The sequence below is a fragment of the Armatimonas rosea genome (genome assembly GCF_014202505.1).
GTDB lineage: Bacteria > Armatimonadota > Armatimonadia > Armatimonadales > Armatimonadaceae > Armatimonas > Armatimonas rosea.
On record NZ_JACHGW010000002.1, the window covers coordinates 659,656 to 675,502 of the forward strand.

At 54.2% G+C, this 15,847-nt stretch carries 10 protein-coding genes; 7 read left to right on the plus strand and 3 right to left on the minus strand.

What is annotated here, in order from left to right:
* The first annotated feature begins 213 nt into the window (after positions 1-213).
* The 7 genes from HNQ39_RS10975 to HNQ39_RS11005 all read left to right on the plus strand — a co-directional run bounded on the left by HNQ39_RS10975 (position 214) and on the right by HNQ39_RS11005 (position 12,096).
* Positions 214-948 carry a hypothetical protein gene (locus HNQ39_RS10975; RefSeq protein WP_184195346.1) on the plus strand — a complete coding sequence of 245 codons (735 nt, stop codon included), beginning with the start codon at positions 214-216 and terminating at the stop codon, positions 946-948.
* 52 nt (positions 949-1,000) lie between these two features.
* A complete protein-coding gene (locus HNQ39_RS10980) occupies positions 1,001-2,179 on the plus strand; it encodes a hypothetical protein (protein WP_184195348.1) in 1,179 nt (392 codons plus the stop codon).
* Positions 2,180-2,205: 26 nt separating this feature from the next.
* Positions 2,206-4,032, plus strand: a complete 1,827-nt coding sequence (locus HNQ39_RS10985; RefSeq protein ID WP_184195351.1) for an ATP-binding protein — start codon at positions 2,206-2,208, stop codon at positions 4,030-4,032.
* A complete protein-coding gene (locus tag HNQ39_RS10990; protein WP_184195354.1) occupies positions 4,029-5,228 on the plus strand; it encodes a metallophosphoesterase family protein in 1,200 nt (399 codons plus the stop codon). The genes HNQ39_RS10985 and HNQ39_RS10990 overlap by 4 nt, the downstream gene beginning before the upstream one ends.
* Positions 5,225-8,482: an AAA family ATPase gene (locus HNQ39_RS10995; RefSeq protein ID WP_184195357.1), complete on the plus strand. Its 3,258-nt coding sequence runs from the start codon at positions 5,225-5,227 to the stop codon at positions 8,480-8,482. The genes HNQ39_RS10990 and HNQ39_RS10995 overlap by 4 nt, the downstream gene beginning before the upstream one ends.
* Before the next feature lie 165 nt (positions 8,483-8,647).
* Complete coding sequence (locus HNQ39_RS11000; RefSeq protein WP_184195361.1) at positions 8,648-9,148, plus strand: vWA domain-containing protein; 501 nt, start codon at positions 8,648-8,650, stop codon at positions 9,146-9,148.
* Positions 9,148-12,096 carry a hypothetical protein gene (locus HNQ39_RS11005; protein ID WP_184195364.1) on the plus strand — a complete coding sequence of 983 codons (2,949 nt, stop codon included), beginning with the start codon at positions 9,148-9,150 and terminating at the stop codon, positions 12,094-12,096. The genes HNQ39_RS11000 and HNQ39_RS11005 overlap by 1 nt, the downstream gene beginning before the upstream one ends.
* 58 nt (positions 12,097-12,154) lie before the next feature.
* Here the strand turns inward: HNQ39_RS11005 and HNQ39_RS11010 are convergent, their stop codons facing one another.
* From HNQ39_RS11010 to HNQ39_RS11020, 3 genes are read right to left on the minus strand one after another with little or no spacing between them, the layout of a single operon-like run.
* Complete coding sequence (locus tag HNQ39_RS11010) at positions 12,155-12,898, minus strand: GNAT family N-acetyltransferase (protein WP_184195367.1); 744 nt, start codon at positions 12,896-12,898, stop codon at positions 12,155-12,157.
* On the minus strand, positions 12,895-14,025 hold the full coding sequence (locus HNQ39_RS11015; RefSeq protein ID WP_184195370.1) for a PDDEXK-like family protein: 1,131 nt from the start codon (positions 14,023-14,025) through the stop codon (positions 12,895-12,897). The genes HNQ39_RS11010 and HNQ39_RS11015 overlap by 4 nt, the downstream gene beginning before the upstream one ends.
* 11 nt (positions 14,026-14,036) lie before the next feature.
* A complete protein-coding gene (locus tag HNQ39_RS11020) occupies positions 14,037-15,842 on the minus strand; it encodes an SIR2 family protein (protein WP_184195373.1) in 1,806 nt (601 codons plus the stop codon).
* Positions 15,843-15,847: the final 5 nt, after the last annotated feature.

A 15,847-nucleotide genomic window follows, 5' to 3' on the forward strand; every position in this document is an offset into this window, starting at 1 on the left:
CTCTCTGCCGACCTCCTCGCCAAAGTGCGTACATAGAAGATATTGAGGTGATCGCAGGGTACTCCGGATGCCGTATTGAGCCACTACGACATCTTCTACGACGCCTGGAGGTGTTAACGACTCTGGCGGGGTCTGCACCGACTACTGGGCAATTGCCGAACTCGGTCACTCAAGCGATCTTATTAGCAGCACGTGATCGGGAGCTCGGCCCCGATGCCTGACGCCTTTTCACAGACACTTGTCCTGGCGACTCGCTTACGCGAAGAACTGGGGATGGTCCCAACAGAGGTCTTTGATCCTATTGCGGTGTTGGAGTCAGCCTATCCCGTGGCGTGTGTTGCCATACCCAGCCTATGTGTGGGGGCTATCCGACAGTGGCTGGAGCAGCGTGTAGAGTCGTTTCCTGCTCAGCTTTTACTCGCAGAACAGGAAGATCGTCCGCTACATGGTGCCGTCCTCGCGTGGCGTGGCGTAGGGCTCTTGCTTGCGGACGAACACGACCCCTGGATCGAGCAGCGCTACACCTATGCGCATGAAGGTGCGCATTTCCTTCTTGAGCATTACTTTCCACGCCAAGAAGCCTTGCGCTGCTTGGGAGAGCGAATCCGTCCTGTCTTGAATGGGGAACGCCCCCCGACTCTTGAGGAGCGCTCCGACGCACTGCTGAGAAACACTGCTCTGGCATGGCATGCACACCTGTTTCCAAAAGACGCCCAGGGTCGCCAGTTTGCCGAAGAGCGAGCCGACTGGCTGGCTTGTGGCCTACTGGTGCCTCCAGAAGTGATTCTACAAGGTGAGCAAAAGCAGGTCAGTGCTGATGAGGTCGCGGATACCTACCAGATTCCTCTCGCGATTGCCAAGGAGTATGTTCTACGCCTATCCTATGAACAAAGACCCAAGAACAATTGTGTGCTCCTAGAGCGCCTCGCATCATACAACCATATATAATGTTTTATTAAATTGTCGCACTGTGTCTGAAGAGAACGAAGCAATACTGTAGATGGAAGAAGAAAGCCTGACGGCAACATTGGGAGAGCCACTTGACAGTGTGTTGGACCTTACCTCCTGGAGAGACGGAAGAGATCAAAGTGTACTTTATGAGCAATTAAGGACAGTCGTTGCGGAGAGTGTCGCCCAGAGCGAGCGGACTCGTCAACCAATTCGCGATATCGTCGTCAAGCGATTACGGGCAAGTGCGGGTACAGGTACCTCACCCAAGGAAGCGGGGCTGTACTCCCTTAATCCGGGGGATATCGCGGAGGTTCATCGCCAGCTACTTTTTAACGGAGCGGCAGAAGCCTGTGATGGCACGGTCATCGCACATGACTCCCTCTTGCTAACCGTGGCACAGATCGGCGTCGCTCTCGTTGCCTACCAAGGAGGCACTGGCTCCTGGGTTCAGCGGCTCTACCGACGGGACCTACGGGAGACCTACGAAGACCCTGTTGAGGAAGCCATAGCTTTACTGGAGCGCCGGAGCCGAAGTGATAGTGCCGATGCGGATGACACGCGTGATCCGGTCAGCCGTCTGCTACGTCGTGGGTTGATGGAGTACGCTGAGCGTGCCATCTTACTACATCGCTCCACTGCCCCTTGGCGCATTGGTCATGGTCACCCAGTGACAACGACAATTCTGCTGCCGACAACTCGCTCGCTTTTCCTGGCATCTCTAGACGTACTCCGTGGACTTTTGCTAGATCATAAGAAGTTTCTCTATGTGGCAAGTAGCCCAGCAGATCGTTTGGCTCGCACAATCGGAGACTCGCTCTATCCTCTCGAATATGCTGTGATCGGAAGTTTGGCTGATTCATTTAACGATCATCACATTGATAGCCTGACGAGTAAGTCAACGGGCCACCCTCAAGAGCGAATAGCACTACGGCAGTTTCTTGTTGATGTTCGGACAGAGATTGTCTATGGAGTCTACCGAGTTACCGACTACTCACCCGCGCAGGTTTTCTACGCCCATAAAGATCACGTTCACACCGCGGCGTCACTGGCAATGGCAGATAGCGTCTTACAGCCCCACCGGGGCTTTCCGATGTTGATTGACCTAGCCGATCTAGTCTGCCGAACGACGTTTGATGGGGGAAGCTTCGCAGGTTTGGTGCACTCTGCTTACGCTGCGGCTGGGGCACCCGTTCGTTATTTAGGAGAGCGCGAGACACGCTCGCGCTAGGGTTAGGAGAGATAAAGGAAATGACTATGGAGCAAGAAGAGAGCAGAGGCGCACTGCGCGTTTTTGATCAGGTTCAGGAGGAGATGCGGGAGGATGCTGCCCTCCGAGGGGGAGCCTACACCGTTCCTGTAGATCGTGCCAACGCAGCTGGGTTCACCATGTTCGATACGCCCAATAGCGACGACAATTTGATCGAGGTACTGGTACCCAAAGATCGGATCGAGCGTCTGCCTTCTCAAGCGAGTGTGCGTATCCGGAGTCGGGATGGGCGGGTTTATCTGGGAACGGTGGTTCGTGGCCCCTATGCCCTCCCCGATGGGCTTCGGGCGGATGCCCCGCCGGTTGTGGCGACGGCGCTACATGGCTCTGTTTTCTTACCGGAATACCATGGCCTAGTGTCTGTCGAGCTGGCAGGAGAAGAGCGAGATGGTGCACTGATGCCTCATCGGTTCCGCCCTCTGCCAAATAGCCCGGTGGAGGCACTGGAAGACGCGGAGATCGAAGCCTTCTGGAAGACCGGGGGAAATGTGCGTCTTGGAGCTGCGTTTGGCCACGAAGATCTAGCTGTCTCGTTCGATCTGATGCGCAAAGAGGTGCTCCCACGTCACACGGCGATCCTTGGAACCACGGGTGGAGGTAAGTCCACAACCGTTGCAGGCATGGTTCATAAGCTCCAGAACGCAGGCGCGGCGGTGATTCTCTTGGATACGGAGGGTGAGTATACAGAGATGAACCTCCCAACAGAAGACCCACGCATGGAGGCGGCTCTAGAGCGACTGGGCCGTAAGCCCGAGGGTGTCGCCGATACCCATGTTCTGTATCTGGTAGGGCGCGACGCTGCCAACCCTCTTCATCCCGATTGCCGTCCCTTCTCCCCATCATTTTCGCGGATCTCGCCCCATGCAGCGATGGAGATTTTCGATCTCAATGAAGCCCAGGAAGAGCGCTTTCAGAAAGCCGTCACCACAACCGCGCGACTGCTCGATGAGCTTGATCTTTGGACTGAGGAAAACCGGCAGTACGCAAAAGAGGCGATGGACGAGTTCGATGAAGGTTGGCCCAAGATGCGCCTCTCGCAAGTCTATGATGTCGCCCGCTGTATCGCGGATGTGCTGCAGAATGGCTCCGTTCAAGAAACAGCTTTGCGGTCGCCAGATTTTCATAACCAGCGCGCCAAATTTGTGGGAATTATTCAAGAGGCCGCTAAGGACGAAACAAAACATTGGCAAAGCTGGCGCAAGGTGCAGGGACGGATTGGACGGATCGAGCGGCTTGGGCTTTTTGATAACCCGAGAGCCACTTCACTGGATGCTAGGCAGATGCTTCAGCCTGGGCGGGTGACTATCATTGACCTCTCAGATTCTGAATCTACTGTGGTGAACAACCTCGTGATCAGTGAGCTTCTCCGCGAAGTACAGCGCCAGCAGGAAGAAGCCTACCAAGAGGCCGAGGATATGGGACGGGAGCCTACGCCTGTTGTCGTCATGATTGAAGAGGCACACGAGTTTCTCTCTAGCGCCCGAATCGCACGCATGCCGATTCTGCATCAGCAGGTAGCCCGCATCGCGAAACGAGGCCGTAAGCGCTGGCTGGGACTGGTGTTTATCACACAGCTGCCCCAGCACTTACCTGATGAGATGCTTGGGTTGGTCAATAACTACATCCTTCATAAGATCGGCGACACCGGCGTCGTGAGCCGTTTAAAGCGCACGATTGGCGGGATGGATGACTCGCTCTGGGGACGCGTTTCTCGCCTTGCACCAGGGCAGGCCATTGTGTCCCTCTCTAGCCTGACCCGCCCCCTTCTGACCGCGATAGATCCGGCTTCCTGCCGGTTGAGGATGATCCGTTGATAAAAGCAATTGTTGTATCTGACTGCCACCTGGGAACCTACTACGCCCGGTTTCGCCCTGAGCGCTTGGAGCAGCGACGACGCCAGCTCCAGCAGGGATTTGCTAAGACGGTTCAAGCAGCACTGGACCATGACGTAGAGCTCTTCCTCATCGCGGGAGACCTTTTTGATCGTCCCGATCCGCGCAATGCAGACCGGCACTTTGTTGCACTGCAACTTGGTCGACTAGCAGCGGCGAAGATCCCCGCAGTGGCAATTGCAGGTAACCATGACAGCCCTCGCTCCTACGGCTATGACGGCGGTATTGTTCCCTTGCAGGAGATGCACGCGCTGGGCGGTGTCCAGCTCCTCCGACAGGACGATGTTATGCAGGGCGTCCAGATAACGGTGCGAAGCGGAGCCACTGTATCGGTTCGGGGGATGAGTGCCTCGTTCCAGCACGACGATGGTAGCTGCCCACTTAGTACCCTCGCCGCTGACAAGCGAGGCGGTGCACTGGATATTGTCCTGCTCCACTATGGTGTCGAAGGCTGGTCTGGTGAGAACTTCCAGGAACCACGTCTAGCCCTAGAAAATCTAGAGAAGCTTGATACGGATGTTATTTGTGTGGGGCACCTCCACCGACGCAACGAGCGCCGACTCCAGAGTGGTGCACTTCTGCTGAACCCAGGCTCGACAGAGCACATTCACTTTGGTGAGGAAAAGCTTGACTGTGGCTGCTATCTTCTGACGCTCGCCACTGGGCAACCGGCGAAGGCAGAGTACCTGCGCCATACCGTTCAGCCGATGCGCACCCTAGAAGTTTCAGGCGAAACGTTGGACGAAACCGATCCCCAGGCGGATCTGGAGAGACGAATCGCCGAGGCCACGAGCCCAGAGACTCTCTTCCGGCTGACCTTGACGGGGGAACTTCGTCAGGAGGTCTATGAGCTGGTGGATCTCAACCGTTTGCAGACGTTTGCGAGTGAGCGGTCCTTTCACTCACAGATACAAACGGATGATCTTGCGATCCGCTATCCCTTTGGGGAACTTGTTTTCTCCTCGGGGGGCTTTGAGCTTAATGAGGTACTCAGCGAGGTAGCACAGGCTATGGAACTATCCGCAACGGATGAAGAGCAGCGTGCACTCTGCCGCGAGGCGCGGGAGGCGATCCTGGCCTCGTATCAGCGACTGCGTGGAACGGGGGTGGCAGCATGATTCTTCTACACCGGCTAGAGGCCGAAAACTTCAAGCAGTTCGAGAAGATCGAGCTGGATTTCCCCGAGCGTGGTGCTGTGCTCATCGAGGGGCACAACGAGGCAGGTAAGTCCTCGCTCTTTGAAGCCGTTTACTTTGCACTCTACGGTAAGGGGCTGGGTGGATTAGATGTGGGAGACCTCAAGCGCTACCACGCAGATCAGATGAAGGTCACCCTCAGATTCTCTGTGGAAGGACGTCAATTCACCGTGGAGCGTCGCCTTGCATCCAGCCAAAAAGTGACTCTCACGTGCCCTGTGGGTTTAGATGGTCAGGTAGAGGTTATCAAGACATTGACTCCTGCCAATAAGCGCATCATTGATGAACTGGGTATGAGTGACGCGTCGCTTCTCAATACCTGCTTCGTCGAGCAGAAACGCCTAGAGCGGATTGAGTCTGCAAAGCCCGAAGAGCGTAAGCAAACCATCAATGAGCTCCTAAACTTGAAGTCACTCTCGATGCTGGAGTCGGAGTTCAAGGTAGTACGGGCAGATAAAGACGCTGTTCTAAGGGCTAAGGAGCGGGTTGATATCGCGAATTTGGATGGGCTACTTTCCGCACTTCAGGAAAAAGAGCAGCGGATGAAGACTTGCTGCCAGCTTTCTCGTTGGCAAGAAGCGGATCGTGAACACTCCCGGATACAACTGCGCCAAGGAGAAATTGCGACGGAGCAAGACAAGATAAAAACGCGCCTCAGAGAAATCAAAGCAAAATTCGATACTATCAATCGGCTTGAGGCGAGAGCCCAGGCTATTGCGAGACAACTGGCACCTCTGGCACGCGCTTGGCAGGATGGTGAGCATCGAATTGCTGAGGCCGAGGCCGCCGTTACTGCCGCGAAGAACGCCGCGCTACAAGCCACGGAGCTTAAGGAAAACCTGAAGCAGGCAGAAATGCATCACAAACAGCTTGTCGAGGCGCTGGAGTTTGCAAAAGCCCATCGCGCTTGGGAGGACTATCACCAAGCGCAGAACCAGCAACAGGAAGCGCTGACCAAGATTGAGTCCCTGAAGCAAAAGGTTGAAGAGGCTGAGCGGGCGGAGGGGCTCGCACAGGTAGCACTGGCAGGAGCGGAGCAGAAACTGACTCTGCGAACAGCTCTCCAAGATTGGGCTAATGCCTCTGAAAACCTCACGAAGCTCCAGAGTATCGAGATGGATCGTGCCCGCTTCGTTCAGGAACAAGAAGCCACACGAACCCAGCGTATGCAGGAACTGGAAGCGAATCATACTCAGCTCACTCAGCAGCTAGAGACTGTGCGTACTAAAAATATTCAGGAGCTTCGCGAGTTGGAGGCGGCTCACGTCACGGCAATTCGGGAGTGGGAAGCGACGGTAGCTAAAACAGGTCAAGAGCTACTTGCTGCACAAGAGCGCATGAAGAAGGGGCAGACTTCTCTACCCATAATGTCACTGGTTGGGGTACCGAGCTGGAGTGTTATGGGGCTCGGACTAGCACTCACGCTTGGTGGTTTGAAAGTAGTCCCACTTCTCTTGATTGGTCTAGTTCTTCTTCTTGTCGGAGTGGGCTTGGCCTTTCAGAAGATCAGTACAGCCCGGAAAGCCTCCGAGGGACAAGCGATACAGCTATCGCAAGAAGTGGGGCGGCTTGAGCAAGTACAGAAAGCCGCAAAAGACCAGCGAACCGCCCTTGAGCAACAGCAAGCCCAGCACCTCAAGATGGCGCGGGAACAACACCGTATATTGGAGCAAGGGCTTCTTCAGCAGCAAGCGCAAGTGCTCGAGCAGAAGCGCCAGGCGGAACAGAAAGCGGCGGGCCATCATGGCAGTGGCCAGGTCACGGCGCTTCCGGAGGCACAGAAGCAAGAAAAGGAATGCAGAACCACACTAGAACACCTGATTGGGGATGCCCCTTTCCCCACGGATACTGATGCAGCGCGTACCAGTGCTGAGGCTATTACCCATGCGCTTGAGCCCATTCGTACTAGGGCACGGGAAGCCCAAGAAGAGAGTAAGCGCCTGAATCACAGCTTGATTGCCACACAGTCTGGAGTCAAGCAAGCTCCTATACCAACTGTGCCACAACCAACGGATACAGAGCGCCAGCTCTTGGCTCAGGTACAAGCGGGGCTTTCACAAGCTAAATTGCCCTCGGAGCCAAGTTCTCTTGCCAGTGTGATTGGCCAGCTCAAACAGAAAATGCAAGGGCAAGAGGAGCTTGCTGCGACACTTCCCACTTGCGAACAAGCTCACCAAGCAGCAGTGCTGGCGCGGGATCAGCGGCGGGATGCTTTTCATGAGGCTTGCCAGAATCTACTGACGGAAAATGTCGTGATTCCCAGCGAGGTGGTTCAGGTACTGGAGGTTTTCTTGCCTGAACAAGAACAAGCAGTTCGCATGGCACTTCAGGTATTCGATCCCTCCGCGCTTCGGATTGAGCAAGACCAGCATAGGGAGGCGGAGGCGAGTCTACAACAGGAGCAGGGGCGACTTCGGCAACAGGAGAGTGATGTGACGAAGCAACGCGAGGCGGCGCAGGAGGCGCTTGCGACTGATTCAGCTGGAGTGACAGCGCTTCTCCAGAGTCACCCTGAGGTTACCTCTCGTACCAGCGATTTCTGGCAAGCGGAGGCTCTTGGCGCAGGTGAGAATGTACTGGAGAACCGGAGTCGTCGAAAGGCACTAGCGGATCGTCTCGGACTGACAGATGAGCTCTTGGAGAGTACGGTAGAGTCACTGGCGCTGCAAACCGCCCAGCGAGCTTTGCGACGTAAAGAGCTCGCTAGTAAGATCGTTGAGGAGTCCCGCAAGCAGATACTAGACCGCGTGATGCCCTCGACTGAGATCTGGGTGAAGAAATTACTGCCTCTCTTGACAAACCACCGCTACCGGGACATTAAGTGGAATTCCGAGGAAAACAAAGTCTCTGTACTAGATTCCCGTAAGGGAGAATACGTCGAGAAGAGAGTTTTTTCTGGAGGTGCACGTGACCAGATATCATTGGCATTGAGACTTGCATTTGCTCTTGCTACTCTGCCAGGAGAAAGCGCCACCCGTCCTGGCTGGTTATTCCTAGATGAGCCACTTTCCTCATTCGACGAAGCGCGTACACTATCATTGATCGACTTGTTAACGAAAGGCTTGATACATAAACAGTTCCAACAGATCTTTCTAGTTTCTCATAGTAAGTCCTTTGATCCGGACAAGTTCCCCCATCGTATCACGATGGAAGCGGGACGGATTGTATCGAGTTAAGTGTATAGGAATAGGGTGTTAAAATTGAAAAACAAAGAAATGCTTCTCCTGAGTTTTCTTATGCTTAGTGGGTGTAATCAGTCGCGCCCTCTACCAACTGTACAGAAGCCAGAAGACCCTGTCTTGAATGTGGTTGCGATAGACCGCAGTGGTAGCACAGCGAACATGCGTGAGACTCAGCTGCTGGCGTTAAAATCTGCTTTCGCCAGAGCTGCCGATTGGGGTGAAGAAGTTGCTATCTACATGGTTGACAGAGAGATTACCTGCTTACTTCCAGCCGAAAAGATCAATGACGACTCTCGAATCAAAAAACGCGTTTTTGATCAGTTGAAGGAATTAGATGCTTTACGTTCTCAAGGTACACGTCCTTATAACTTATGGAAAGAAATGGAGAAGCTATATGCAGGTAAACAAAAGAGTGTTCGTATTCTTTATCTGACGGATGGAGATAACGATTGGAAAGATGATGAAAGGCTAATAAGTAGAGCTTTGCTAAGTATTTCTAAGAATTCAAAAATAACAATTGCAATACTTGGATTGAATAAGGATACAGAAGAGGGACTTAAATCCCAGTTTTCCTGTTTTGGAGGTCGAGTGACATTATCAGTAGGTAAAGAAAAATCTACCATTGCTGCCGGGATCACTAAGTGGAGAGAGAAAAAATAATGGTAAATGTTGCAACAGTACCTCTCACGGAGGCAGAGTCTCCCGTTATTGAGACCGAAGCGATTGAAGGAGAGTTGATTGATGCTAGTGGTGAGGTTCCCATCCCTGATGACCTTCTTAGTGATGAGGAAGGGAGCCCCCGGTATTCACTACCAAATGAGCTAGTCAAGGTGCAGTATGACATGGTGCCGGTGGCCACGGTACCACAAACGGTTGGGCTGAGCGAGCGGATTGTCATTTCTGCTCCCTCGTCCCGGCAGTCGAATCCCTACGACCTCGGTGCCTATGAAGAAGCGGTTCAGGATCTGAATACGCGGTTTGCGTTGCGTGTTGCCCACGTCCGTGAGGCACGTTTCCGGCTCGTAGCAGCGGGAGAGCGCCATCAGCGGCTATTTGCCCTTAAGGAGCTCGAACGTCAGAACTTGAACTGGCGTAACCAGGTCAATAATACTCGTCTGGATGAAGAGCTCGCAAGTTTGCGTAAATGGTGGGAAGAAACACGTAAGAGCTATAATGATGAAATTAAGCGCATCGAGGAAGACCGCATTACATACCGCATGGAGCGGCACTCTGAGATCGAGGCGGCCCGTAGTGTTTACTGGGAGGTGCAAGAGCGGTGTGCCAAAGAGCGTGATATTCGGGACCAAGAACGCCGTCAGTTTGAGAAAGGGCAAGAACGGGACTACCAAAAACATGTTGATGAGCTCACAAAGCAACGTGATAAACAGCTCTTTGAGGAGCAGCAGGAGGCACGTGAGCGTGAGAAGGCCCTTCAAGAAGAGGTCTTAAAAACACGTGAAGCGCGGCGTGTGGCTGCACTGCAAGCTGCCGAGGAAGCAGAAGCCAGTGCCGAAGCTGCCGAGCTAGCGAAACAACAAGTTGAGGCTGAGGTTATTGCTCGGTTCCAGGAACAGCTAACTGCGGCGTCCGAAAAGTACCAGAAAATCTTTGAGGAAGCGGTCACGCGGGTCGAGATGATGGAAGCAGAGCTCCGCGAGGCTGCCGATAAGATCGAGGCCGAGCTACTTTCTGAGCGAAGTCAGCGCGAAGACTGGTTGCACTCCATAGCGAAAGAGACCGCTGAAGAAGCGGCTCGACAAAATGACACAGTTCATGCTGCGCGTCGGACTTTCAATACCACTGTCAGCTCGCAGGCAAAGTTGCCTGGCTTGTCTTCACTGAACAAAGAAGGTGCTGGTGATATCGTTACCGCACAGACGAACACTGCACATCTTTCTTTTTCAAATCGTCACCATGGATTTAAAAAATATCTTCATAATGTCGGGGATTTTGTTGCACATATTGCTCTTGGTAGTATTTTTGGACTAAGCTTGGGACTGCTGACAAAATTTGCTAGGTTGGATGCAGAAAGTATACAGAAATTTGGATATAATTCGGTCTATGTTTCTTGTGTATTTGGAATATTTATCTTCTTTTTGATTGGTCGTCTTGCATTGAAAGCGAGTACATTTGCCACTGAAGAGATGGATGCATCCAGAAAATCCGACGAAAAAAATCGAGGTGTGATTGCAGTTGTCTTAGCTTATCTGGTTCTAGTTGGCGTTGTTATCCTAGAAGCTAGTGTCGAGCGCTTTGGTTTAGGTGAGATCATCCGCAAACAGATGGAATTGAATATGGAATCCGGAGTTCCTAATAAGTATCAGGAGTTCTCTCTCTGGGTCATAGCCTTTATTGTCTCTGCTCCATTTATGATCTACCATGCCTATGAAGGGGCGATGGAGACGCGCTACCGACTGGGAGAAAAGCAGCATCAGAGCTTACTCGCTGTGCAGCGTTATGAGCTGGAAAAAGAAGAGGAGCGACTCAATGAAGAGCGACTCCTAAAGGCTCAGGTTGCCAAGGGTACGCTTGATGCAGAGGAGGCACAGTTGCGGCTGCTTGGGGAAGGACTTCACCATCCACGACGTGAAGCAGAGCGGCGCATTGAGGAAATCAATGCACTACTGACGACACATCCCGATATTGTCCGGTGGCAGGAATTTGTTGCGAGACGTGATGCACATTTGTCAACCGATCCACTTCTGATGGAAGCAAAGGCTCAGTGGGATCGTGTAAAGCAAAGCCTCGACTCTGATCCACGTCTCAAGAGTGCGCGGCTTCTTGCGGAAGAAGCGCGGTTTGCGGCAAATGATGCCCATCGCAAAGCAGAGAGCGCCGAATCAGAGCTGGCCTTTGCACTGGAAGACGCGGCTCGACAGCTCATCACTAGGACAGGTTCCAGTGTTGCGGAAGCACTCGGTCAAAAATCGGGCGAGCTTGTCTCAGGAGCGCTGAACCTGGCATCGCAGGCGGCCCGTGGTGGTTTGGGCGGGGCTACCTCACCATTTGGTATCGCAGCAACTATAGCCGAGAAAGCTCTTATTCCATCCAATACGGCGGGTACAGAAGTTGAAACCTGGGAAGAGACGATGGCACGCGAACGGTGGAATAGTTTACGTGGGGCCATTGCAAACGACCCTAAGATCCGTTTCTATGCAGCACGTGTCTCCTCGCTCCAGAGCATGATCCGAAGTCTGGATACCCAGTATGGTAAGCGGAGAAAGCAACTCATGGATCAGAAGCGCGCGATTGAAGTTCGCTTGCTTGAAGATGAACATTCCAACCGAATGAGTGAGGCGATGCGCTCGGCCCTCCACGAGGCAGAGCTTGATGTGCAGTCAGCACAATTGAATTTTAATGAAGAGATTGATCGGTTGATGAAGCTTCATGCCACACCGTCGTTTCTCCGCTGGATCACCGCCTATTTACAGAATAGGGACAGCCAGTCAAAGAGGCAGATGGAAGCATCTAGTAGAGCCAAGCCTTTATTGCCAAGTTCTTATCGGACGAGTGAGAATAATGCTAGGGAGATTCCTCCCAAAGGGGGTTCCACAGATGTATCTGTACAGGATCGCCCAAACGAAGCCACCATGGTAGGGAGCCGATGATAGATCATAAGGGGCATGATGAATTCTCTAGTCGTTTCGTGAAGATGGCTTTGGGAGTTTAGTGTAGGCGTAGGATTGGCTCGACAGAATCGTAGCCCTCATGCTCTACCTGTGCTTCCAAGCGCTCTACCTCGGCTTGGAGCACTGTCGTATCTTCTCCATTGGAGCGGGCTGCGTGGAGCTTGAGCTTTGTGAGCGAAAGACACGGCAGCGGGATAAAGCCTTGATGCGTGTGCCAGGCCACACTGGGCTCGTTGGCGGGATGGTAGGTGGTGAGAAGCTCTGTGGCCCCTTCGGCGAGGAGCTGAGGAATCACGTAGCGCAGAAGATAGGTCGCCACGCCCTGGTGCTGATAGCGTGGGCGCACGGCGAGGGTATCGAGAAGGAAACCACTGGCGGTTTTCTTGACCAGTAGCAGAGCCGCTACAGAGCGCGGATGCCGCTTGGGGCGCAGGATTCGTGAAGTGGGATGGGCACGGGCGATATCTTGGGTGAGCCAGCGCCGGATCTCACGCTCCAGAATCTCTCCGACATAATCACAGAGGTCAGGCGTATCACGAAATGCCGCGCGGTAGAGCTGGGCCAGTGCCTCTGGTGTGGCATTGGCGAGGGGGGCAAGCACCAGCCCGGCGGGGGGCGTGCTACTTGGCTCGGGAATGTTGTGGAGTGGTAAGGCACCAACTACTGCTAGCTCACGGGGGCGGATGTGCACGGTGCCATCCCAGTACTCGTACTTCCAGGCGTAGTGACGGTGTAGAGCATGAAACTCGTCGATGGGCATCGGAATGTGCTGGGTTCTCATCGTATGCTTTGAATGGCTTGGTTCAAAAGAGGCAAATCTCCCGTGAGGAAGGACTCCCAGCTGGCGTGGAGCTCGTCGAGGATCTGCTCTAGTGTCTTCTTGGTATAGGAGCGCGGCGCGATAAGCTCGCGTGAGTAGAGGATAGTCCAGGCAGCATTGCGTGCGTTTGGTTTAACGGTGAAGGGAGCTCCTTGTGCCTCGGCGAGCGCGATGAGCCGCGCACGATCTGCGGGATCGGTCCCGGCACTGATCTGAAGACTAAGACGCAACGACTGAGGCTGGTTGGAGAACCAGAACAGCAGAACACGCCCCTCCGCAGACCACTTACAGGGCCGCCTGCGAGGCAGAAAGTCATCCCACACAACAGGAACAAAACTCACTTGTGACCGGGCGGCGGGCTTTGCATAGTCGAGAACAAAGATAGAGTTCGCCTTCACAAGCGATTCCAGCTCTTCACGAATTCGAGTCTGGGGGTCAGCGCGGCGGGCGTAGAGATAGTCGAGGGCGCGGTGGTGGCGCTGGTAGAGCTGGATGCAGAGCGCATCGAGCTCGTTCTCGTGGAGTACCTGCCGTCGGAGAGTGGCGGTGTAGTGAGTCAGGAGAGTCAATACTTCAGGCTGAAGACTAGGGAGATTCGTTGCCCCCTCAAGTAGTGTGATGATAGTACTGTACTCGGCGAGCAGGTAGTCAGGGTCTGAGGCGGGTGCTCCTAGTGGTGAGAGGAAGACAAAGACCACCTTCCAGCCCGCGAAGTGGCGTGCGGCCAGCTCCTTGTAGCGCTTGAGCTGATCGCCGTGCTCTCCTGCCCCGATCTTGTTCTCGATGACCACTGCTAGCCGGGCACGAGGACAACGGATGAGGATATCTATCCGCTCCCATTCGGTGCGCACTTCTGTATCGGAGAGGTCGGCTGGTTCAGTGAGGCCAAGGTGATGGAGGAAGCCGCGTAGGAAATGCTCGCCCAGTCCATGTGTCTGGTGCGGGTCCAGCAGGAAGGCGAGGGCTTTGGAGTGGATAACCTCCTGCCGAGCTATCCCCATGGCCTCGAAGAGATTGAATTGCTGGAGTGCCTGCTCTAGTGCAGCAAGATCAGGGTCGTAGTTTAGGGCTTCTAGCTCAGAGATCATGGTGTGAGTTCTTAGTATTTCGTCGTAGCGACCAGAGACATCGTGGCGGTTACGATCTGATCTGGCATCGTTGTATCCTCATGCCCATCTGTCGGGCGGGGCCGCAGTGCGACGTTCCAGAGGGATGGGGCTAATCCACATTCCTCAAGGACACTCTGTACTGTCGAGCCGTCTTTGATGAGTAGGTTGAAGATTTCCACGTATCCATCGGAGCGGTGCATCTCAACGGTGAAGGGGAAGAACTCTGCTGAGAGCATTTCTTGGATGGGGAGTTTATCGGAGGTGATCATCTCCAATATCTGGGGATCGATGATACAAAGCTCGATTTCTTCTAGTGCTCCCCCGGGGCTGGTTCGTTCAAACTGGCGAATGCCCCGCAAAGTCTGCGCGAAGGGGTGGATGGGATGCCAGAGATTCCTCGCGGAGAACCCGGAAGCGATGGAGCCAAGAAAGACCCGTGAAAATCCCTGCTGGGCAATCACAGCAAGTCCAGCCGCCACCGCCTCGGGCACCACGGCTAAGTCACGATAATCACTGTCCCCTTTAGGGCGGCGCGCTGCGATGGCAAAGAGTGGCTCGTTATTGTACTGAAATATATTGGCATTGGTTGTGGAGTCGAGTGGTTTCCAGAGACTGGACTTGTTTACTCGCCCCGTTGCGGCAAGGTACCCGGTTCCAAAGTTCCCTAGAACCGGTCGGTTATTGCGACGCCCAGCACTGACGACAACCGCCGCTCCCTCAGGAATACTAACAGGTGTCGTTCGATGGGAGAGCAAGACTCTTAAGTTGTGCGGGGAAAGAGTGTAGGTTCGAGAGGTGAGCGCCGTTCTGCCTTGGGGCAACCCTGATACTGGGGAATAGGAGACTTTCAACTCAGCTCGGAGCTGGCTTAAAAAATCGGGAATGTCATCGTGGCTCGTGGTGAAGAGTGGCGTGATTCCAAGGCGTGTCTGTAAGAACCGCACATCGAAGCGCCCACTGTCGCGCTCAGACGCAGGCAGGAGTGCAAAGTGTGGAAAAGCACTCGGGCCATGGTTGTAGATGATCTCGCTAAACAGGTTCAGCAAGTAGTCTTCGAGAATCCCTGAGCCAACAAAGAAGAAGGAGCGGCGGCGATAGACTTCCGCGAAGGCTCGGCGAAAGTGTGTGTCTCCGTTAATTGCTTGCTGGTACTGCTGGTGCCCAACGACCACCTGGCTTTCCAACTGCAACCGCCGATCTGGGTCAGGAATGATCTCTTCTGGCGGATTGTGCTGCCCTCCCAGGAACCCCTGAAGTGCCCAGTAAAGAGGCGGTGCGATTCGGTCCAGGGAGCGTAGAACCCTGTGACAGTCCTCTAGGCCACGGCCCACGATCTCGGGCATCTGGCGCTCATGCGAGCGGACAATATCGGATGCTACCTGTGAGCGCTCCTTGCAGGCTGCCCAGTAGAGGTCATCGTAGTTGGTGGTGAGCACCAGCGGCCAGTATAGACCGTTTGTGAGTGCCTTCATCTGTGCGGGAATCGCTTGGCTCCCGACAGGGTGATTGTGTATCCCCTCCCGATAGCGCCGCGCTTTTTCCTCGGGTGGTAGAGCGTGCATCTTGTGGACAACGGTGTCGGCGATTCGGTAGAGGGCGGCGCTCTCCAGAGTTACTGTCGCGTCCGTAAGCTTTCTGGCATCATCGTCCATCCCAGCCTGGTATGCAAGTGTAGCTAGGAACTCGTTCCAGCTCGTGCATGTGGTGCGGCTCATGCCGGAGCCGATGAACGGAACCAGGAGGCCACGCTGGTAGAGCGTGACGAGGTTAGGAATCAGGCTATTATCGAGGGGCATTGGGA

Excerpts from the sequence above, each read along its gene's own strand:
- HNQ39_RS10980 (WP_184195348.1), top strand. The coding sequence starts at position 1,001 with ATGGAAGAAGAAAGCCTGACGGCAACATTGGGAGAGCCACTTGACAGT.
- HNQ39_RS11000 (WP_184195361.1), top strand. The coding sequence starts at position 8,648 with ATGCGTGAGACTCAGCTGCTGGCGTTAAAATCTGCTTTCGCCAGAGCT.
- HNQ39_RS10985 (WP_184195351.1), top strand. The coding sequence starts at position 2,206 with ATGGAGCAAGAAGAGAGCAGAGGCGCACTGCGCGTTTTTGATCAGGTT.
- HNQ39_RS11020 (WP_184195373.1), bottom strand. The coding sequence starts at position 15,842 with ATGCCCCTCGATAATAGCCTGATTCCTAACCTCGTCACGCTCTACCAG.
- HNQ39_RS11010 (WP_184195367.1), bottom strand. The coding sequence starts at position 12,898 with ATGAGAACCCAGCACATTCCGATGCCCATCGACGAGTTTCATGCTCTA.
- HNQ39_RS11015 (WP_184195370.1), bottom strand. The coding sequence starts at position 14,025 with ATGATCTCTGAGCTAGAAGCCCTAAACTACGACCCTGATCTTGCTGCA.
- HNQ39_RS10995 (WP_184195357.1), top strand. The coding sequence starts at position 5,225 with ATGATTCTTCTACACCGGCTAGAGGCCGAAAACTTCAAGCAGTTCGAG.
- HNQ39_RS11005 (WP_184195364.1), top strand. The coding sequence starts at position 9,148 with ATGGTAAATGTTGCAACAGTACCTCTCACGGAGGCAGAGTCTCCCGTT.
- HNQ39_RS10975 (WP_184195346.1), top strand. The coding sequence starts at position 214 with ATGCCTGACGCCTTTTCACAGACACTTGTCCTGGCGACTCGCTTACGC.